Origin of the sequence: Lonepinella sp. BR2357 (assembly GCF_051851525.1) — a bacterium.
Taxonomy (GTDB): Bacteria; Pseudomonadota; Gammaproteobacteria; order Enterobacterales; family Pasteurellaceae; genus Lonepinella.
Genome location: NZ_JBPDVG010000004.1, coordinates 26,284 through 47,168 on the forward strand (window position 1 = coordinate 26,284; position 20,885 = coordinate 47,168).

The following is a 20,885-nucleotide window of genomic DNA, read 5'->3' on the forward strand; positions in this document are numbered from 1 at the left end:
GATTGTTAAGGTTAGATCACTTCATTCAAGGCTTGATAAAAGTTTTCCTGTTCAGCTTCCACAAAAAACGGCAAGCCAATGACCCGATAATTGGCAAAATCACCATTGATTGGTTTCGCTTTGCCATATTTTTCGGTGATCTCTAACAAAAAATCCTGTTTCCACTGATCGTTATCTTTGATATGTTCGCCTTTCGGTTCAATCAAAATTTGATAACATAAATGCTGTTCTCGCCCATCAATTTGTTGTTTTTGCTTAGATTTGAGCAACAGCAAAAAATCAGGTTGAAAACCTTGTCCATTTTTAAAATCATAAATTTTATAAATTTCTTCATTGCGTAATAAATGTACATCAAATTGCTCGGTTAAATTCGCCATATTTTGCTCAATCAGCTCAATCAAGGCTTGTTCAGAACTTGTTCCAGCAAAATTATCTAACATAAACCAATCATATTGCTCTACAAGTTGTGGATTGAGTGCATTTTTGTCTACATATTTTTGTTTTGGCGTAAAAATATCGCCTAAACTTTCTGGATTAAAAGTTTGGCTACCAATAAAAGGCGTATCGGTTTGGGCTAACAAGGTTTCCATACGCTCTAAGACTTTAAGACAAGCCTGCAATTTATCATCCGCTTGCGGTGCTTTATTGCTTTGCCATAAGATTTTCCAATTTGCTAACACGTCTTGTTGTAATTGATTGCGGCGGGTTAGCCCCAATTTTTGTTGTAAATTGCAAAAATGAAATAACGAATTAACTGCCTTGCCTTTAATATGCAATGCTTTATCAAAAATATGTTTTTCCATATTGGCGATAAATTGACTTGGCACATAGCTTGCCATTTGCTCATTAATACGAAGATCTTGATCTTGCTCGGTTTGCCAATCTAAATGGGTTTCGGTAATTTGCTGACTTCGTATTTGATAAGTAATAATTTCATTAGCTTGTTGCAAACTTTCCACATTATGTTGTTTCGCATTCGGATTAGCCACTTTCCGATTGCCCCAAATCAACCAATTTTGCAAAGCTTGGCTATTTTTCACCGCACTTTTTAACGCAAAGGTTGCCAATACTTTATTTTCATTTTCAGGTAAAAAGCCTGATTTTCGCAATTCAGCTTTGAGTTCAGAAATATAACGGCTTTTCTCATCAAAAGTATAATAAAACAATTCTTCTAAAATCCGTAATTCGTGATTAAGTTCATTATCAAATTTACGTTGATGCTTGGATTTATCGCCATAATTAAATGGATAATAACGCACACCACGTCCAATCAGCTGTTTTTCTTTAATGGTGGTTTCTGGTGTTTTTTTAGTACTACCTCCACTATTTTGCCCCTCATACAATCGCACAATATCAAATAAATTCAACACGTCCCAGCCTTCGGTCAGCCTATCTACGGTAAAAATCGCTCGCACTGGATTATTGGCGGCTTCTAAATTATTTAATAATCGTTCGGTATCCGCATCGGTTTGTTCCGACTTTTTAGTATTCGTTTTTGAATTGGTAATAATCACATTGCGATCTTGATAATTATTTTTCACCCACTCCGCAATATGCCAACTGGATAAATTTTCTCGCTGCATAAATTGCAAGGCTTGTTCTGTTCGGGTTTTGCCCTGCACATAAATATCATCATTATTTTGTGTCAAACTGTCTTGTAAATGGTTTAAAAAATCAAAATCTTGAGCCGAACAATCTTTGACTAACTGTATAAAAAACGCATAATCTTGCCAAGAACTGGCAATATTTTTGCTGCGGAACAACATCACGGGTTTAAAATTTGCAATGTCATATTTCAACGCCACTTGATGACGATACCAGGCAAATAATAAGGCATGTAAAATACGCTCTTTCTTGTTCAGCGTAGAGGAAATTAAATTAATTTCTTTGGTATGTTTTTTCAAAATAAAGGCTTTCAAATCAAATTGGGTAATGATTTTATCGGCATATTTGGCTTGTACTTCGGCATTTTCTGGAATCGTGGCGGTAAATTCTAATAAGATATTTTGATTATCTTTACCATTTTTGTGTAATAGCTGATTGATAACCATATATTCCCAGCCTTTCGCTTCAATTTCGCTTTCTTTGGTTTTCCCTGTAATTTCGGTTAAATTAACTTGCTGTCCTTTTTTAGTTTGGCTATTTAAATGATGGGCTTCATCTGCCAACATCACGATATTAAGTTTTTGTAAATCGGTTAATGTGGTTTGATTTTCTTTTTCGATACGCACATCATTATACAATTTTTGAATCGTCGTAAATTTAATTTCAATGCCTTGCGGATTTGGGCTAAAGGCTTCTACTTTTTTAATAGGAATCACCGTTTCACCTTGCATAATTTTCGGTTGAAATAAATATTTCGAGTGCATACTCTCCACAAAATTACTTTCGGTTTTATCCACAATATTGTTTTGATTGACAAAAAACAGAAAATGGCGATAGCCTTTTTGATAGTAATATAAAATCAAAGCTGCCATAACCAAGGTTTTCCCTGCCCCAGTTGCCATTTGAAAGAGTAAATGCGTGGGTTGATTTTTGAGTTCAGGGAAATTCGGCACATCGTCCATATTTGCAAAAACCATAAAATTTTCCACCGCACTTTGTTGCCATTCAAATAGCGGATATTTTAAATTTTGGCTGACAAAATCAGGAATAGCAAATAAGGCGTTTTGCTTAAAACCTTTTAAGGCTTGTTTGCTGTTTTCTATGGTTTCTAATAGGGTTTTCATTATTTACTCTCCCCATAAAATGAACAACTAAACGCCTGTTCGTCTTCGCTTAATCCATGCTCGCTATCTGTCATATCGCTATAAGACAAATACAGCTGATTTAAATCTAACATTGCCAATATCATGGATTTTTGCTCGTTCAAATCCAACTCCTTAAATTCCACACTTGGTAAAATATTTTCGGCAAATTCCTGCACATTAACGTTGTATTTTAAAAAATAACGCTCGCAAATTTCGGCAAAAAGTGCGGTCAAATTTTCAGGTAAATTTGCCAAAAGAATTTGCTGTTTTGCGGTTTCGTTCAGGCAGGCTAATTCGCAATACACCAATTCGCCACCGCCTTGCCAGTTTACTGCTTTTGAAATCCCGCCTTGCTCACCAGCGATGACTTTTTTCATGCGTTCAAGAGTAATGGTTTCAATATAATCCATTTGCTCAATACCGATATATTGACGTTTCATTTTGTGGGCAACGGCAGCTGTTGTGCCAGAGCCTAAGTGGAAGTCTAGGACGATGTCGTTTTCTTGGGTGGCGATGTGTATTATTTTTTCTAATAATTTTTCAGGTTTTGGTGTAGAAAAAGTATTTTTCGTTTCAAAAATTTTTTGCAATTCCTTAGTTCCTTCGGTTGCTGTTCCGCAATCGTCCCACCAAGTTTTAACACTATTGCCTTTTTGTTTAGCTTCACTTAAAAATAATTTGGCTTGTGGTTTTGAATTTCCTGTTTTGCCAAATACAATACGGTTTTCCGATAATAAACGTTCATACTCTGATTGCGTGGTTCTCCAACACCTACCTTGTGGCGGATAATAGGTTTCACCTGTATTGGGATTAGTAATTGGATAGGTTAAATTGGGACGGATATTAGGAGCGTCAAAAGGCGTTGCCACCCATTTCCCCCTTGGGTCATTATCAGGATTTTCATATTTTGTATCATCAACTTCAAGGCGGTTTAAAGTTATTTCATTAGATTTTTTCGCATAAACTAAAATATGATTATGGGACAAACTAATTGCAATATCACTTTGAACGCTTTTTCTGTGTTGCCAAACAATATTACTAACAAAATTTTCTCTGCCGAAAATTTCATCACATAATATTTTGCAATAATGTGCTTCGTTATCATCAAGATTTATCCAAATACTGCCATCATCTTTTAAAAGTTCCCTTGCAATCTCCAGACGATTTTTCATAAAAGTCAGCCAAGTGGAATGATTAAAGCGGTCGTTATATTTAAAGCTATCGTTGCCCGTGTTATAGGGCGGATCAATATAAATCAATTTCACCTTGTCACGAATCTGTGTCGCTAAGGTATGCAGAGCGATGAGATTATTGCCTTTAATAATTATATTGTCGGTAATCTCACCATTTTCATTGCGGTTAAGTTTAGTTGCCACACTTTTGCCACTGGCATTGATACGTTTAGCATTGGCAAAGGCTTTGGGATCGAGCAGGCGGTCTATTTCATCAAAAGCTAACACTTGATTAAAGAAAATTTCCTGGCGTTTTTGCGTAGATTGTTCAATTTCGCCATTTTTCAGATTAAATGCCGTGTCCGTGCCATCTTCTGTGCTTTGTCCGCCTGATAAAACACAATCTTTAAAGGGAAAATCCAGCACGACATCCGCATTTTCTCGCAATAATTTTTGATTGGTGCTTAAACCAATGCGGTTGGCAAAACGAGTATAAGAATTATCAATTTTTCGGCTATCCAAAAAGAAATGGAAATCTTGTGCTTTGAAAACAAAAACATCGTTGATTGGGGTAAAAAAATGACGTTGAAGTTCGGCATCACTTAATAATAATGCCATCACTTGCGGATCGGTTTTGTTGATCAGATCCAAAAGTGCGGTGCGATTTAATTCAGTTTTATTCTCATCCGTCCACAGTCTATGATCAGATTGTAAGGCTTGATAAAGGTGAATTTCTAGTGTCTGTCTGTCTGTCTGTCTGTCTGTCTGTCTGTCTGTCTGTCTGTCTGTCTGTCTGTCTGTCTGTCTGTCTGTCTGTCTGTCATTGTTAGCCCCTTGTTTTAAAAGTCAAGTCCCCTTGATAGAAATTTAGGGCAACATGATACCTGATTTGCAACAAACAAAAAAGTGGGCATTTCGCCCACTTCACAATAAATTATATCAAATTACAACCCAGCCGCCTTTCTCAATTCTTCTGCACGATCCGTTTTTTCCCACGGAAATTGCTCACGTCCGAAGTGTCCATAAGCGGCGGTTTGACGATAAATCGGTTGGATTAAATTGAGCATTTTAATTAAGCCATAAGGGCGTAAATCAAAAAATTCACGCACAAGATTAACTAACAATTCATTGCTCACTTTGCCTGTGCCAAAGGTTTCCACCATAATAGAAGTGGGATCCGCTACGCCAATCGCATAAGAAAGTTGGATTTCACAACGATCTGCCAGCCCTGCTGCCACGATATTTTTTGCCACATAACGTGCAGCATAAGCGGCGGAACGATCCACTTTTGACGGATCTTTACCTGAAAAGGCACCACCACCGTGACGAGCTGCACCGCCGTAGGTATCCACGATAATTTTACGTCCTGTTAAACCACAGTCGCCCATTGGACCACCGATCACAAAACGTCCTGTTGGATTGATAAAATATTTAGTGTCTTTATTTAACCATTCTGCTGGCAAGATCGGCTTAATAATTTCTTCCATCACGCCGTCAATTAAATCGGCTTGGCTCACTGCATCACTATGTTGCGTGGAAAGCACTACGGCATCGACACCGATAATTTTGTTATTATCATATTTCAGGGTAACTTGGCTTTTCGCATCGGGACGCAACCAATCTAAGGTACCATTTTTACGCACCTGTGCTTGACGTTCCATTAAACGATGGGCGTAAGTAATCGCCGCTGGCATTAAGACATCGGTTTCGTTGGTGGCATAACCAAACATAATACCTTGGTCACCCGCCCCTTGATCTAATGGATTCGCACGGTCAACCCCTTGATTAATATCGGAAGATTGTTTACCAATGGCATTTAATACGGCACAAGAATGGCCATCAAATCCCATATCAGAATGTTCATAACCAATTTCACAAATCACTTGACGGGTTAAGTTTTCAATATCTACCCAAGCAGAAGTGGTAATTTCACCGCCCACCAACGCCATCCCTGTTTTCACATAGGTTTCACAGGCAACACGGGCTTTCGGATCTTGTTTTAAAATTTCATCTAACACCGCATCGGAAATCTGATCGGCAATTTTATCAGGATGTCCCTCTGATACGCTTTCAGAAGTAAACAAATAGCTTGACATAATGTTCCTTAATTTTTTCATTTAGAAGTATAGACGGCTATAATACGCATTTTTGCCTAAAAGGCAAGCATTTTATTTTGTTTTTATCTGAAAATAAAAACAGGTAATATGCTATGAGTGATGCACATTACCTGTTTTTTAAGGGTGATTAATTTGTTGCGGCGGTGATCACAATTTCAATTTTCCACGCCTCATTGGCTAATTTCGCTTGAATCGTCGCTCGTGGTGGCGCATTATTGTCGGCCACCCATTCGTCCCAAGCACGGTTCATTTCGGCATAATCATTCATATCCACCAATACCACTTCAGCCCGTAAAATACGGCTTTTGTCGGAATTAACTTCCGCCAATAAACGATCAATTTCAGCTAATACATCTTTCGTTTGCTCATAGATAGGTTGATTTGGCATATTGGCTGGAATTTGCCCCGCCAAATAGGCGACGCCATTGTATACCGTTACTTCGGATAAACGCTTGCTAATGTGAAAACGTTGAACTGTCATGTTTACTTCCTTTGGATTGTGTTTTAAATAAGGGAAAGCTAAAATAAACGAAAATTTCTTATTTTGTCAATCAATTATTTAAGCATGAAATTATTAATCTCCAACCAACACGGCGCCATTGTGATGGCATTAATGCCCTTTTTATATGGCATGTTGCTTTCCCACCCCATTTGGCAACATACTTTTCTGCTGCTCGCTTGGTTTTCCTTATATCTAATGAGCTACCCTTTTCTCAATTTGTTTAAAGGAAGAAATCTCGCCTTATATAAAAAATGGACCCTCATTTATGCTGTCGCCTGTGTCATTTTTGTGATTCCCGCACTTTTGCATAATTGGAGAATTTTATATTTTGCCATATTGTTTATTCCATTCAGTTTCATCAGTATCTACTATGCAAAACAAAAAAATGAACGTGCTTTATTCAATGATCTCAATGCCATTGTGATTTTTGCGATAGCGGGAATGGCCGCCTATTATTTTGCGGAAAACCAAGTTGATCAACGAATTTGGTGGGTTGCCGTATTACCGAGCCTATTTTTTATTGGCGTGACACTTTATGTCAAATCGGTATTACGTGAGCGGAAAAATCCTTATTATCTCATTGCTTCAATTCTTTACCATACCGTATGCGTGATAATTTTTCTGCCTTTTCAACAATGTTTATTAGCACTGGCGTTTGTTATTCCATTAATCAGAGCGATTATATTGCCAACGAAAAAGCTCTCCACCAAACAGGTGGGTTTAGCCGAAATGGTGATTTCGCTGATCTTTTTTATTCAGTTGCTAATTGCTAGCTTATAAATAAAAAAAACCACCCAAATTTTGGGTGGTAGGAAAGTAGTTTAGCTATTATCTAGTTATATTTATTTAGGAACTTTATGAATTATCAAGCATCTTCTCTTGATGCGGGAATCATATACAAAAACCTTACAAATAAAAAGTCTAATTCACCTATTCATTGATTAATATCAATTTTAAGATGTAAATTCAATAAATTCACACCGCACTTTATAAAAAATGTTTAAATATTCAACTTTTTTGATAAAGATGCAATTTTTCTCTGTTTAATAATTTATTTTATCGTCAGAAAAGTGTATTCTATACCACATTATGACTTTTAAAACGTCTGTTCAGTATTTGCTGAATATCTTCTAACTTCAACCCTTAATATAGGTTAATTTATGTCAAAATTAGTTCTTATCTTAAACTGTGGTAGCTCATCTTTAAAATTTGCTATCTTAGATCCTGTGTCTGGTGACGAAAAATTATCAGGTTTAGCTGAAGCGTTCTATCTGCCAGAAGCTCGGATTAAATGGAAAATTCACGGTGAAAAAGGTAATGCCGATTTAGGTGCCGGTGCAGCTCACAGCGAAGCCTTGAAATTTATCGTTGAAAATGTATTAACTCAAGAATTAAAAGACAGCATTGTCGCAATCGGTCACCGTATCGTTCACGGTGGTGAGAAATTTACTTCCTCTGTTATCGTGACAGATGAAGTGGTAAAAGGTATTGAAGACGCTATTCAATTTGCTCCATTACACAACCCTGCTCACTTAATCGGTATTAAAGAAGCATTCAACATTTTCCCTCACTTAAAAGACAAAAACGTGGTGGTATTTGATACTGCATTCCATACTACCATGCCAGAAGAAGCCTATTTATATGCTCTTCCTTACTCACTTTATAAAGATCATGCTATTCGTCGTTACGGTGCTCATGGTACAAGCCACTATTTTGTGAGCCGTGAAGCCGCTAAACGCTTAGGTGTGGCGGAAGATAAAGTGAATGTCATCACTTGCCATTTAGGTAACGGTGGCTCAGTGTCTGCTGTTCGTCATGGTGAATGTATTGATACGTCCATGGGCTTAACCCCATTAGAGGGTTTAGTGATGGGAACTCGTTCTGGTGATATTGACCCTGCAATCGTGTTCTATCTATATAGAAATCTTGGTATGTCAATGGACGAAGTGGAAGAAACCTTAGTCAAAAAATCAGGTTTATTAGGCTTAACTGAAGTGACGAGCGACTGCCGTTATGCGGAAGATAACTACGATAAAGAAGAACCAGCCAAACGTGCGTTAGATGTGTATTGCTACCGTTTAGCTAAATACATTGGTTCTTACATGGCCGTTATCGGTGAACGTCTAGACGCTATCGTGTTTACTGGTGGTATCGGCGAAAACTCTGCTCACGTACGTGAAATCACTTTAAACCACTTAAAATTATTTGGTTATAACGTGGATGATGAGAAAAACTTAGCCGCACGTTTCGGCAAAGAGGGCGTAATTACCAAAGAGGGGTCACCAATCGCTATGGTAATTCCAACTAACGAAGAATTAGTGATTGCACAAGACACCGCTCGTCTTTGCATTAAATAATCCCAACAACAGCCGATAATTATCGGCTGTTTACTTTTGCATTCAGTACAATCTCAATATAGGAAATATTATGTCAAGAACGATTATTCTTATTCCCATTAGTAGTGGCGTGGGCTTAACCAGCGTAAGTCTGGGTTTAATTCGAGCACTTGAACAAAAAGGGGTCAAAATCGGCTTTATTAAACCCATTTCACAACCAAGTTCCGGTGAGGATAAATTAGACCGCACCACTTCCATTGTTCGCACCAGTACCGCACTGGAAACTGCCGAACCAGTAATGTTAAGTGTGGCAGAAACCTTAATTGGTCGCAATCAATCCGATGTCTTATTAGAAAGAATCGTTGAACAGCACCAAGCATTAAGTAAAAACAATGAAATTGTGGTGGTCGAGGGCTTAATCCCTGCTCGCAAAAATTCCTATGCCAACAGCATTAACTACGAAATCGCACAAGCCCTTGATGCGGAAATTATTTTAGTGGCCGCACCAGGCAATGACACCCCTGTGGAATTAAAAGAACGAATTGAAGCCGCCGCAGCCTCTTTTGGTGGCAAAGAAAATAAAAACTTACTCGGCGTAGTAGTGAACAAATTTAATGCCCCTGTGGATGAATCCGAACGTACTCGTCCAGATTTAACCGAGATCTTCGATTCTTATCAACATAGCCATAATCAAGCCGGTGAAGTCTATCGCTTATTTGCCACTAGCCCAATTAAAGTGTTGGCTTGTATTCCTTGGTCGGCAGAACTCATTGCCACCCGTGCCATTGATTTAGTCAAACATTTAGGTGCGGCGATTCTTCATGAGGGAGAAATCACCACACGCCGTATCCGTGGCATTACATTCTGTGCCAGAGGCTTACAAAATATGGTGGAACATTTCCGTACCGGTAGCTTATTAGTGACTTCCGCTGACCGTCCCGATGTATTAGCCGCCGCCGCACTTTCTGCCACTAACGGTGTAGAATTAGCGGGGATTTTATTAACAGGTGGTTACAAAATTGATGCACAAATCAGCAAACTCTGCCAACGTGCCTTTGAAACCACAGGCCTACCGATTTTCCGTGTAGAGGGTAACACATGGCAAACGGCGTTAAATCTACAAAGTTTCAATTTAGAAGTGCCAGTGGATGACAAAGAACGCATTGAAAATATCAAACAATATACTAGCGAACAATTTGATGCAGAATTTGTTAATCAATTAGCGGCTGCCTCTACACGTATCCGCCGTTTATCCCCACCGGCGTTCCGTTTCCAATTAACCGAATTAGCTCGTGCGGCGAAAAAACGCATTGTGTTGCCAGAGGGCGACGAACCTCGCACCATTAAAGCCGCTGTACTTTGTGCGGAACGTGGCATTGCAGAATGTATTTTATTAGCCAATCCAGCAGATGTACAACGTGTAGCAGAAGCGCAAGGCGTGACATTAGGAAAAGGTATTACGGTTATTGATCCTGCCTCAGTTCGTGAAAACTATGTGGATCGTTTAGTAGAATTGCGTAAAGCTAAAGGCATGACAGAAACCTCAGCTCGTGAGCAATTAGAAGACAATGTGGTATTGGGTACCATGATGTTAGAGGCCAACGAAGTGGACGGCTTAGTATCAGGTGCAGTTCACACCACAGCGAATACCATTCGCCCACCAATGCAAATCATCAAAACGGCACCAGGTAGCTCGATTGTTTCTTCTATCTTCTTTATGTTGCTACCAGATCAAGTGTTAGTTTATGGCGACTGCGCAGTAAACCCAGATCCAAACGCTGAACAATTAGCGGAAATCGCCATTCAATCCGCCGATTCAGCCAAAGCCTTTGGCGTGGATCCAAAAGTGGCCATGATCTCTTACTCAACAGGCACATCAGGATCTGGTGCAGATGTTGAAAAAGTGAAAGAAGCGACCCGTATTGCCAAAGAAAAACGCCCAGATTTAATCATTGACGGCCCATTACAATATGACGCCGCCGTGATGGAAGATGTGGCAAAATCCAAAGCGCCAAACTCCCCTGTTGCGGGTAAAGCGACTGTATTCGTGTTCCCAGACTTGAACACCGGTAACACTACTTACAAAGCAGTACAACGCTCTGCAGATTTAGTGTCTATCGGTCCAATGCTGCAAGGTATGCGTAAACCAGTAAACGACTTATCTCGTGGTGCATTGGTGGATGATATTGTGTACACTATTGCGTTGACAGCGATTCAAGCGACACAATAAGCAAAAATTCGTAAAATTTACACCGCACTTTGAGTGATTGAAGTGCGGTGTTTTTTCTCCAATTTTTACCTTGCACCCACCCACAAAATCAACGACAATACGCTATTAATTTTATTTTAAAAAAACAGACAAAAAATGACCTACCCACAACAAGTAAACAAACGCCGCACTTTTGCGATTATTTCTCACCCCGATGCAGGGAAAACTACCATTACGGAAAAAGTGTTGCTCTATGGAAATGCCATTCAAACCGCAGGTTCTGTGAAAGGTAAAGGCTCTCAGGCTCATGCGAAATCGGACTGGATGGAAATGGAAAAGCAACGGGGGATTTCGATTACCACATCCGTGATGCAATTTCCGTACAACGATTGTTTGGTGAATTTGCTCGACACCCCGGGGCATGAAGATTTCTCGGAAGATACTTACCGCACGTTAACTGCGGTGGATAGCTGTTTAATGGTGATTGACAGTGCCAAAGGGGTGGAAGAACGTACCATTAAATTAATGGAAGTCACAAGATTACGTGATACTCCCATTGTCACCTTTATGAACAAACTCGACCGTGATATTCGTGACCCCATGGAATTATTGGACGAAGTGGAAAATGTGTTGAAAATCCATTGTGCCCCGATTACTTGGCCTATCGGTTGTGGCAAGCTGTTTAAGGGGGTATATCATTTATATAAAGATGAAACCTATTTATACCAAACAGGGCAAGGGCATACCATTCAAGACGTCCGTATTATCAAAGGGTTAAATAATCCTGAGTTAGATCAAACCGTGGGCGAAGATTTGGCTCAACAGTTGCGTGATGAATTGGAACTGGTGCAAGGTGCCTCCAATGAGTTTGATCACGATTTATTTATTAATGGCGAATTAACCCCTGTTTATTTTGGTACAGCGTTAGGTAACTTTGGTGTAGATCATTTCTTAGATGGACTAACCCAATGGTCGCCCGCTCCGCAAGCTCGTCAAGCAGATATACGTTTAGTAGAAAGTAGCGAACAAAAATTCAGCGGTTTTGTGTTTAAAATTCAAGCCAATATGGATCCAAAACACCGTGACCGAGTGGCGTTTATGCGTGTGGTATCAGGCAAATATGAAAAAGGCATGAAACTTCGTCATGTTCGCCTTGGTAAAGATGTGGTGATTTCCGATGCCTTGACCTTTATGGCAGGCGACCGCACCCATGCAGAAGAAGCCTACGCAGGCGATATTATCGGTTTACATAATCACGGTACCATTCAAATTGGCGATACCTTTACCCAAGGAGAAGATCTGAAATTCACTGGGATTCCAAACTTCGCCCCTGAACTGTTCCGCCGTATTCGTTTGAAAGATCCGCTTAAACAAAAGCAATTACTCAAAGGCTTAGTACAGCTTTCTGAAGAGGGAGCAGTGCAAGTGTTTCGTCCATTAATAAACAACGATTTAATTGTCGGGGCAGTGGGTGTGTTGCAGTTTGATGTGGTGGTTTCTCGCCTAAAATCTGAATACAACGTCGAGGCGATTTATGAAAATGTCAACGTGGCAACCGCTCGTTGGGTGGAATGTGGCGATGTGAAAAAATTTGAAGAATTTAAACGCAAAAATGAGCAGAATTTGGCATTAGATGGCGGCGATAATTTAACCTATATTGCTCCAACCATGGTAAATTTAAATTTGGCTCAGGAACGTTATCCTGATGTGACATTCTTCAAAACCAGAGAACATTAATGTGCAAACTCTCTCTTTAATGCAATCTGCACAGCTAGTTGAAATTCGGGAGCAAATGCTGAAATTTGCCCGACTTCAACTGCGAGATGAAACCGTAGCGGAAGATATCGTGCAAGAGGCCTTGTTAAGTGCGGTGAAAAATATTGAGAATTTTCAACGTCAATCGGCGTTGAAAACTTGGGTGTTCGCTATTCTGAAAAATAAGATTATTGACTATTTGCGTCAGAAAGATCGTTTTGTGGTGGAAAGCGATTTGGTGGACGATGAAGATGACAATGCCTTTTTTGATCAACATGGTCATTGGAAAGCCGAATATTCCCCCGAAAATTTGCCCGAAAGTGCGGTGTATTCTGATGAATTTTGGTTAGTGTTTGAAACCTGTTTAACCCATTTGCCCGCCAAACAAAGTCGAGTGTTTATGATGCGAGAATATTTGGACTACTCTGCTCAGGATATTTGCCAAGAAGTCGATATTACCAGTAGCAACTTGCATATTTTGCTGTACCGTGCCAGATTACAACTACAACATTGCTTAACCCATAAATTACATTAGAAATAAGAGATGACTCATGAACTGCTTACAAGCCACCAAATTAATTTCTGATGCACAGGAACGTGAACTCAATTTTAACGAAAAAATTGGGGTTAAAACCCATGTCATGCTTTGTCCACATTGCCGAAAATTTCAAGCACAATGTGCCAAAATGCACGATTTAATGAAACAATTTGCAAGCAATAAACCCGAATAATTTATCCCTTTGTGAAAAGGCGAATCGGATTTATACTAGTTAAACTCAGTTTAATAAAAGGAAAATATTATGGCAATTTTAGTCACAGGCGGTGCCGGCTATATCGGTTCACATACCGTGGTTGAATTATTAAACGTCGGTAAAGAGGTGGTGGTATTGGATAATTTATGTAATTCCTCCGCCAAATCCCTTGAACGAGTGGCACAAATTACAGGCAAACAAGCCAAATTTTATCAAGGGGATATTTTAGACAGTCCACTTTTACAGCGTATTTTCGCCGAAAACAACATTGAATCAGTGATCCATTTTGCCGGCTTAAAAGCGGTGGGCGAAAGCGTGCAAAAACCCATTGCGTATTATCACAACAACGTGGTCGGCTCACTCAATTTAATCGAACAAATGCGACAAGCTGGCGTATGGAATATTGTGTTTAGCTCCTCTTCCACGGTGTATGGCGATCCTGAAGTGATTCCTGTCACCGAAGATTGCAAAGTGGGTGGAACAACCAATCCATACGGCACCTCTAAATTAATGGTAGAACAAATCTTCACCGATATTGCCAAAGCCGAGCCGAAATTTAGCATTACCCTATTACGTTATTTTAACCCTGTTGGTGCCCACGAAAGCGGTTTGATCGGCGAAGATCCAAATGGAATCCCGAATAATTTAATGCCTTATATTGCCCAAGTTGCTGTCGGTAAATTGAAAGAATTATCTATTTTTGGTAACGATTACCCAACCCCAGATGGCACTGGTGTACGTGATTATATTCACGTGGTGGATTTGGCTATCGGACATGTCAAAGCCTTAGCTCGTCACGAAAATGATGGCGGTTTACATATTTATAATCTGGGTACGGGCGTGGGGTATTCCGTGTTAGATATGGTCAATGCCTTCGAACAAGCCAACCATATCAAAGTGCCGTATAAATTCGCACCACGTCGTGCAGGTGATATTGCCGAAAATTACGCCGATGCCAGCCGTGCCTTGAAAGAGTTAGGTTGGAAAGCGGAACGTGATTTAAATGCCATGATGCGTGATACGTGGAATTGGCAGAAAAATAATCCAAAGGGCTATAAAGACTAACCCCAAAAATCCCCTCTCCCTTTGGGTGAGGGGGTTTTAACAACAATAATCAATTGACTATGCCAAATAAACCGACCGTTCTCTCCCAAATTTTCAGCCGTAATATGCTGATCTGTATTTTTACTGGATTCAGCTCTGGGTTGCCCTTTTATATTTTGATTTCCCTGTTGCCTATTTGGCTACGTTCTGAACAGGTGGATTTAAAAACGCTCGGGTATTTCACCGCCGTTACGCTCCCTTTTACATGGAAATTTTTGTGGTCGCCGTTGCTTGATCGCTACACGCTCCCTTTTCTCGGTCGCCGCCGTGGTTGGATTTTGGTTTCGCAACTTCTGTTATTACTCTCCATGGCGTTATTTGGATTTATCTCCCCTCAAAGCAATCAAGGCTTAACCCTAATCGCAGGACTGGCCACCCTTTGTGCGTTTTTTTCGGCAAATCAAGATGTGGTGTTGGATGCCTATCGGCGAGAAATTTTATCGGACGAAGAATTGGGCTTGGGCAACTCTATTCATGTTAATGCGTATCGCATTGCAGGTTTAGTGCCGGGTTCTCTCTCATTGATTTTATCAGATTATTTTGATTGGCAAACCGTGTTTATTATCACCGCACTTTTTATGTTGCCGGGGATTTTTATGACCTTATTTATCAGCCGTGAACCTAAAATCTTGCTTAATTCACACCGCACTTTACGGGATAATGTGATTGAGCCATTTAAAGAATTTTTTGGTCGCAAAGGACTTTGGTCAGCCTTAGCCATTCTCGCCTTTATTTTCCTGTATAAACTCGGCGACAGCATGGCAACGGCGTTGATTTCCCCATTCTATTTAGATATGGGCTTTAGCAACAGTCAAATCGGGATTGTGGCCAAAAATGCCTCCCTTTGGCCTATGGTGATTGCCAGTATTGTGGGTGGTGTGATCATGCTGAAAATTGGCATTAATAAAGCCTTATGGTTATTTGGTGTGGTGCAAATTCTCACCATTTTAGGCTTTGCATGGTTGGCTAAACAAGGGCCGTTTGATCAAATCGGCAGCTATGAATTATTTGCTTTAAGCCTAGTGATTGCCGCTGAATATATCGGCGTCGGCTTAGGCACCGCCGCCTTTGTGGCCTTTATGGCAAGGGAAACCAATCCACTTTATACGGCGACGCAACTCGCCTTATTTACCAGTTTATCCGCCTTGCCACGTGCCACGATCAATACACAAGCCGGTGCGTTAATTGATCGGTTGGGTTATTATGATTATTTTTGGCTTTGTTTTTGGTTGGCGATCCCAGGAATGTTGTGTTTGATTTGGATTGCACCGTGGAAAACCACCAAATAGAAACAGCAAATTACCCTTTGATTGTGCAAATTTCCTTTTCTAAACCAACAAACAACGGTATCATAACCCATTAACAAGTATCATTTATTTATAGGTATAAAACGTGAATATTCAAACTCTTTTATCGGAAAAAATTCAACAAGCCATGATTAAGGCTGGGGCAGAAAACAATGTCGAGCCAGCAGTACGTCAATCGGGTAAACCTCAATTTGGTGATTATCAAGCCAACGGCATTATGGGTGCAGCCAAAAAATTAGGCTTAAATCCTCGTGAATTTGCACAAAAAGTAGTGGATGCGGTTGAATTAAATGGGATAGTGGAAAAATTAGAAATTGCGGGGCCCGGTTTTATTAATATTTTCTTAGATAAAAACTGGTTAGCCGACAACGCCGAACAGGCGTTAAGTGCGGTGAATTTTGGCATAAAAACGGATAAACCGCAGACCGTGGTGGCAGATTACTCCTCTCCGAATGTTGCCAAAGAAATGCACGTGGGGCATTTGCGTTCTACGATTATCGGTGATGCCGTTGTCCGTGCCTTGGAATTTATGGGACATAAGGTGATCCGTGCTAACCATGTGGGCGACTGGGGAACGCAGTTTGGTATGTTGATTGCTTACCTTGAAAAAATGGAAAATGAACATGCTAGCGAAATGGACTTAAGCGACTTAGAGGCCTTTTATCGTGCTGCCAAAGAACATTATGACGCCGATGAAGTCTTTGCTGAAAAAGCCCGTCAATATGTGGTGAAATTGCAAGGGGGCGATCAATATTGCTTAACCATGTGGAAAAAATTAGTTGATATGACCATGTCACAGAATCAACTTAATTATAATCGGTTAAATGTGAGTCTCACTGAAAAAGATGTGATGGGCGAAAGTTTATATAATCCAATGTTGCCTGAAATTGTCGCTGATTTGAAAGCAAAAGGATTAGCCGTGGAAGATGACGGTGCCTTAGTGGTGTATTTGGACGAATTTAAAAACAAAGACGGCGACCCAATGGGCGTAATTGTGCAGAAAAAAGACGGCGGATTTTTATACACCACCACGGACATTGCAGCAGCCAAATATCGTTATGAAACCTTGCACGCCGACCGTGCGTTAGTATTCTCCGACACTCGCCAAAGTCAACATATGCAACAGGCTTGGTTGATTACTCGCAAAGCGGGTTATGTGCCAGACAGCTTTAGCCTTGAACACCAGAATTTTGGCATGATGTTAGGTAAAGACGGTAAGCCATTTAAAACGCGTTCCGGTGGCACGGTGAAATTAGCGGATTTGTTAGACGAGGCTGTGGAACGTGCTGGCAAATTAATTAATGAAAAATCCACTGCACTTTCTGAGCAAGAAAAAGCCGAGGTGATTGAGGCGGTGGCCATTGGTTCGGTGAAATATGCGGATTTGTCTAAAAACCGCACCACGGACTACGTTTTTGATTGGGATAATATGTTGAGCTTTGAGGGCAACACGGCACCTTATATGCAATATGCTTATACACGTATTCGTTCGATTTTCAATAAAACAGATGTGGATTCCACCGCACTTTCACAAGCCTCTATTGTGTTAAATGAAGAGAAAGAACGGGCATTGGCAATAAAATTATTGCAATTTGAAGAAGCCGTGCAAACCGTGGTGAAAGACGGTACACCGCATGTGCTTTGTGCGTATTTATATGAATTGGCTGGCGTGTTCTCGAGTTTCTATGAACATTGCCCGATTCTAAATGCCGAGCAAAATGTAAAATTAAGCCGACTAAAATTAGCTCAATTAACCGAACGTATTTTAAAACAAGGTTTAGATTTACTTGGGATTAAAACGGTTGAGAAAATGTAACGCCCCTCACCCTAGCCCTCTCCCATGGGGAGAGGGGATGTTCAGATAACAAAAGGAAAATGGTATGAAAAAATCGCTCCTTGCTTTATTGATAGCCTCCACTTTGGTACTTTCTGCTTGTGATGACAAAGATACGCAAGCCAAATTACAAACCGCCGAGCAAACGATTAGTCAGCTAAATGCACAGTTGGAAAAATCGCAAGCAGAATTAAAAGTCGCACAAGAAAAGCGCACGGAAGTCCCTGCGTTACAAGTAAAACCTGTCACCTTGTTTGAGAAAAGACAAGAATTTAACCGTGATCCTGATAGCATCAAAGAAGATGATTTTGGTGTAAGTCAAAGTTACGTGGATTATCATTTATCGAGCGTTGAAACAGGAATAACGTGGCTAGATGATTTGCTTTACAACGAACTGATTGGCGATATCTCCACCACTGAAGATAAAAATTTATTGGCTGAACTTAAAGCACTCCCAACACCAAAAGATCGTTTACTCAAACTCTATGAGGTGTATTATCAAGAGGGATTGGCAGAGGCCAAGGAATTTAATACTTTTGGCAACGAGCTTTCCGACTCCGTTTTCTATTTAGGTCAACGTCAAAATGTAGTCACCTTTTCCCATAGTATGTACACATTTACTGGCGGCGCTCATGGCAATGGTTGGACAGATTACATTAATGTAGACATCAACAAAAAAGCCAAAATTAAACTGGATGATTTGATTCCCAAAGCCAATCAACAGCAAGTGCAAGATTTGCTTTGGGAGGCCTACAAAACCTATCGTCAAGAACGTTCTAATGGCGAACTCTATGCGAGCCAAAAAGATGTCACCGTTTCAGAGGCATTTTATTTCACCGCTGAGGGTATAAATTTTGTTTATCCGCCTTATGCGATTGGTTATTATGCCGAGGGGGAGATAACCTTGACCCTGTATTGGAACCAAGTAGAAAATCTGATTAATAAAGCATATTTGTGGTATTAACGGCACGTAAAGTGCGGTCATTTTTCGCCAATTTTTGGCAACAAAAAACCGAGTTTTCACTCGGTTTTTTTATTGCGTAAGCCAAAAGTTAGAAACTTAAATATGGGGTGATTTTCTCAATAGTGGTGCTGCCTAAGCCTGATACATTGGATAAATCAGAGGCTGAGGTAAATTTACCCACTTTATTGCGATATTCAATAATGGCTTTTGCTTTGGTTTCACCAATGCCGCTGAGTGATTGTAAGGTACTGGCATCCGCCGTATTAATATTCACTTTAGCGCTTGAAGATACCGCACTTTTTGCTGACGTGACTTTATCAGTTACCGCTGTTTTGGCTGAAGTCGCTTTATCCGTTACGGCTGTTTTTGCCGAAGTCGCTTTGTCTGTTACGGCTGTTTTGGCTGAAGTCGCTTTATCTGTTACCGCTGTTTTGGCTGAGGTAACTTTATCCGTTACCGAACTGGTCGACGTACTGGTGGCAGAAGTTTTTACTGCGTTAATTTTATCGCTAACCGCTGTTTTCGCTGAACTCACCGCATTGGTGGCAGAACTGGTGCTAGATGTGACTTTCTCTGTCACAGCCGATTTTGCATTGTCTTTTGCGGTGGATAACACCGTATTCGTCACGCTGCTCGCAAATGAGGTGGAAGAAATGGCTAAACCAAACCCTAATGTTAAAATAGAGGCAAATGCTTTCATGTAAATTCCTTGTGATAATAAAATATATAGAGTGATCATACTCGTATGCTAAGAGTCTTAAATAGGTAATAAGTTCCTTGCTGATCAATTTTATTTTTATGGCAATAAAAAAGCGACCTCACAGGATCGCTTTTTCATGTAGGCTATCAATATCAATTAAGCCTCTTGATTTCCTTTCTGCTCTTCCGCCAGACAAACCGCTGCGGTAAAGAGTACATCAGTGGAGGAGTTTAATGCGGTTTCTGTGGAATCTTGTAGCACCCCAATGACGAAACCAACAGCAATCACTTGCACGGCTACATCAGCAGAAATACCAAATAAGCTACAAGCTAATGGAATCAGCAATAATGAACCGCCTGCCACACCCGATGCACCACAAGCACAGATCGCAGACACTAGGCTTAACAAAATGGCTGACGGAATCGATACTTGAATACCCAAGGTATTCACGGCAGCTAAAGTTAAAATGGTAATCGTAATGGCTGCACCGCCCATGTTAATGGTGGCTCCTAACGGAATGGATACCGAATAGGTTTCTTCATTTAAGTTTAAGCGTTTAGCTAACTCCATGTTCACTGGAATATTGGCTGCTGAACTGCGTGTAAAGAATGCGGTCACCCCACTCACACGGATACATTCCCAAACTAATGGATAAGGATTGCGGCGGATCTTCCAGTATACAATAATTGGGTTCATCACGAACGCCACAAAGAACATGGAACCTAATAGCACAGCTAATAAATAAGCATAATTAGCTAATGCGCCTAATCCTTTATCTGCTAAGGTATCCGCCACTAAACCAAATACCCCAAATGGTGCCAAACTAATCACTAAATGAACAATTTTAGACACCGCTTCGGAAATATCATTAAACACATTTTTTGTGCTTTCTGCCGCATGGCGTAACACTAAGCCCAAAGCAATCGCCCAAGCAAGAATACCGATAAAATTAGCATCTGCAATGGCTTTGATTGGGTTATCAAAAATATTTAAGATTACTGTCATCAAGACTTCGCTAATCGATCCTGGAGGAGTTAAGGATTGCTCAGCGGCTTGCAACGGAATGGTCACAGGGAATACAAAGCTCACTATCACAGCAGTGAATGCAGCTAAGAAAGTCCCCAAAATATAAAGCCAAACAATAGATTTCATATTGGTTTTTGCGCCCACATCTCGAGTGGCAATGGCTGAGACCACTAACACGAACACAAGAATCGGGGCAACAGCACGTAATGCTTTAACAAAAATCGTCCCTAACACACCAAATTTAGCGGCCCATTCAGGCGCAACCAAAGCCAGTAAAATACCGAGAACTAAACCAATAGAAATGCGTTTAACTAAACTTCCTTGGAATAAAAATGAAAATAAACGTGAACTCTCCAT

Annotated in this window: 16 protein-coding genes; 10 read left to right on the plus strand and 6 right to left on the minus strand. The window is 40.3% G+C overall.

The features are described 5' to 3' along the window. Positions 1 to 11 precede the first annotated feature (11 nt). The 4 genes from ACTG7L_RS03320 to ACTG7L_RS03335 all read right to left on the minus strand — a co-directional run bounded on the left by ACTG7L_RS03320 (position 12) and on the right by ACTG7L_RS03335 (position 6,520). Positions 12 to 2,729, minus strand: coding sequence for a DEAD/DEAH box helicase family protein (locus ACTG7L_RS03320; protein WP_439287477.1), 2,718 nt, complete (start codon positions 2,727 to 2,729; stop codon positions 12 to 14). Then, positions 2,729 to 4,573 (minus strand): DNA methyltransferase, encoded by a 1,845-nt coding sequence (locus ACTG7L_RS03325; RefSeq protein WP_439287478.1) that lies wholly within the window; start codon positions 4,571 to 4,573, stop codon positions 2,729 to 2,731. Before ACTG7L_RS03325 ends, ACTG7L_RS03320 begins: the two co-directional genes overlap by 1 nt. Positions 4,574 to 4,866: 293 nt before the next feature. Continuing rightward, positions 4,867 to 6,018, minus strand: coding sequence for a methionine adenosyltransferase (metK, locus tag ACTG7L_RS03330; RefSeq protein WP_439287479.1), 1,152 nt, complete (start codon positions 6,016 to 6,018; stop codon positions 4,867 to 4,869). A gap of 148 nt (positions 6,019 to 6,166) precedes the next feature. Further along, positions 6,167 to 6,520 carry a RidA family protein gene (locus tag ACTG7L_RS03335; RefSeq protein WP_439287480.1) on the minus strand — a complete coding sequence of 118 codons (354 nt, stop codon included), beginning with the start codon at positions 6,518 to 6,520 and terminating at the stop codon, positions 6,167 to 6,169. Positions 6,521 to 6,604: 84 nt separating this feature from the next. Here ACTG7L_RS03335 and ACTG7L_RS03340 point away from each other — a divergent pair, with 84 nt between their 5' ends. From ACTG7L_RS03340 to ACTG7L_RS03385, 10 genes are all read left to right on the plus strand, one after another. Next, entirely contained in the window at positions 6,605 to 7,321 is a 717-nt protein-coding gene (locus tag ACTG7L_RS03340; protein ID WP_439287481.1) for a YwiC-like family protein, read from the plus strand. A gap of 380 nt (positions 7,322 to 7,701) precedes the next feature. Next, positions 7,702 to 8,898, plus strand: coding sequence for an acetate kinase (locus ACTG7L_RS03345; protein WP_439241018.1), 1,197 nt, complete (start codon positions 7,702 to 7,704; stop codon positions 8,896 to 8,898). 70 nt (positions 8,899 to 8,968) lie between these two features. Next, positions 8,969 to 11,107 (plus strand): phosphate acetyltransferase, encoded by a 2,139-nt coding sequence (pta, locus tag ACTG7L_RS03350; protein WP_439257898.1) that lies wholly within the window; start codon positions 8,969 to 8,971, stop codon positions 11,105 to 11,107. Positions 11,108 to 11,242: 135 nt separating this feature from the next. After that, a complete protein-coding gene (gene prfC, locus ACTG7L_RS03355) occupies positions 11,243 to 12,823 on the plus strand; it encodes a peptide chain release factor 3 (protein ID WP_439287482.1) in 1,581 nt (526 codons plus the stop codon). 19 nt (positions 12,824 to 12,842) lie between these two features. Next, the gene (locus ACTG7L_RS03360; protein WP_439327509.1) at positions 12,843 to 13,376 is read left to right on the plus strand and encodes a sigma-70 family RNA polymerase sigma factor; all 534 of its coding nucleotides are present in this window, start codon (positions 12,843 to 12,845) and stop codon (positions 13,374 to 13,376) included. A 16-nt stretch (positions 13,377 to 13,392) separates the two neighbouring features. Beyond that, on the plus strand, positions 13,393 to 13,572 hold the full coding sequence (locus ACTG7L_RS03365; protein WP_439287483.1) for a zf-HC2 domain-containing protein: 180 nt from the start codon (positions 13,393 to 13,395) through the stop codon (positions 13,570 to 13,572). Between the two features lie 69 nt (positions 13,573 to 13,641). Next, positions 13,642 to 14,658 (plus strand): UDP-glucose 4-epimerase GalE, encoded by a 1,017-nt coding sequence (gene galE / locus ACTG7L_RS03370; protein ID WP_439287484.1) that lies wholly within the window; start codon positions 13,642 to 13,644, stop codon positions 14,656 to 14,658. 59 nt (positions 14,659 to 14,717) lie between these two features. After that, complete coding sequence (locus tag ACTG7L_RS03375) at positions 14,718 to 15,986, plus strand: AmpG family muropeptide MFS transporter (protein WP_439287485.1); 1,269 nt, start codon at positions 14,718 to 14,720, stop codon at positions 15,984 to 15,986. Between the two features lie 103 nt (positions 15,987 to 16,089). Further along, a complete protein-coding gene (gene argS / locus ACTG7L_RS03380; protein WP_439287486.1) occupies positions 16,090 to 17,820 on the plus strand; it encodes an arginine--tRNA ligase in 1,731 nt (576 codons plus the stop codon). Between the two features lie 64 nt (positions 17,821 to 17,884). Beyond that, the gene (locus ACTG7L_RS03385; protein ID WP_439287487.1) at positions 17,885 to 18,802 is read left to right on the plus strand and encodes a DUF3298 domain-containing protein; all 918 of its coding nucleotides are present in this window, start codon (positions 17,885 to 17,887) and stop codon (positions 18,800 to 18,802) included. Between the two features lie 88 nt (positions 18,803 to 18,890). On the opposite strand, the gene ACTG7L_RS03390 is transcribed toward ACTG7L_RS03385, so the two are convergent. Both ACTG7L_RS03390 and sstT read right to left on the minus strand, forming a co-directional pair. Then, positions 18,891 to 19,502: a ComEA family DNA-binding protein gene (locus tag ACTG7L_RS03390; RefSeq protein ID WP_439287488.1), complete on the minus strand. Its 612-nt coding sequence runs from the start codon at positions 19,500 to 19,502 to the stop codon at positions 18,891 to 18,893. 156 nt (positions 19,503 to 19,658) lie between these two features. Further along, positions 19,659 to 20,885, minus strand: a complete 1,227-nt coding sequence (gene sstT / locus ACTG7L_RS03395) for a serine/threonine transporter SstT (protein ID WP_439287489.1) — start codon at positions 20,883 to 20,885, stop codon at positions 19,659 to 19,661.

Coding starts and splice junctions, on each gene's coding strand:
- ACTG7L_RS03320 (WP_439287477.1), bottom strand. CDS start 2,729: ATGAAAACCCTATTAGAAACCATAGAAAACAGCAAACAAGCCTTAAAA.
- metK (WP_439287479.1), bottom strand. CDS start 6,018: ATGTCAAGCTATTTGTTTACTTCTGAAAGCGTATCAGAGGGACATCCT.
- ACTG7L_RS03335 (WP_439287480.1), bottom strand. CDS start 6,520: ATGACAGTTCAACGTTTTCACATTAGCAAGCGTTTATCCGAAGTAACG.
- ACTG7L_RS03340 (WP_439287481.1), top strand. CDS start 6,605: ATGAAATTATTAATCTCCAACCAACACGGCGCCATTGTGATGGCATTA.
- ACTG7L_RS03345 (WP_439241018.1), top strand. CDS start 7,702: ATGTCAAAATTAGTTCTTATCTTAAACTGTGGTAGCTCATCTTTAAAA.
- pta (WP_439257898.1), top strand. CDS start 8,969: ATGTCAAGAACGATTATTCTTATTCCCATTAGTAGTGGCGTGGGCTTA.
- prfC (WP_439287482.1), top strand. CDS start 11,243: ATGACCTACCCACAACAAGTAAACAAACGCCGCACTTTTGCGATTATT.
- ACTG7L_RS03360 (WP_439327509.1), top strand. CDS start 12,843: ATGCAATCTGCACAGCTAGTTGAAATTCGGGAGCAAATGCTGAAATTT.
- ACTG7L_RS03365 (WP_439287483.1), top strand. CDS start 13,393: ATGAACTGCTTACAAGCCACCAAATTAATTTCTGATGCACAGGAACGT.
- galE (WP_439287484.1), top strand. CDS start 13,642: ATGGCAATTTTAGTCACAGGCGGTGCCGGCTATATCGGTTCACATACC.
- ACTG7L_RS03375 (WP_439287485.1), top strand. CDS start 14,718: ATGCCAAATAAACCGACCGTTCTCTCCCAAATTTTCAGCCGTAATATG.
- ACTG7L_RS03385 (WP_439287487.1), top strand. CDS start 17,885: ATGAAAAAATCGCTCCTTGCTTTATTGATAGCCTCCACTTTGGTACTT.
- ACTG7L_RS03390 (WP_439287488.1), bottom strand. CDS start 19,502: ATGAAAGCATTTGCCTCTATTTTAACATTAGGGTTTGGTTTAGCCATT.
- sstT (WP_439287489.1), bottom strand. CDS start 20,885: ATGGAGAGTTCACGTTTATTTTCATTTTTATTCCAAGGAAGTTTAGTT.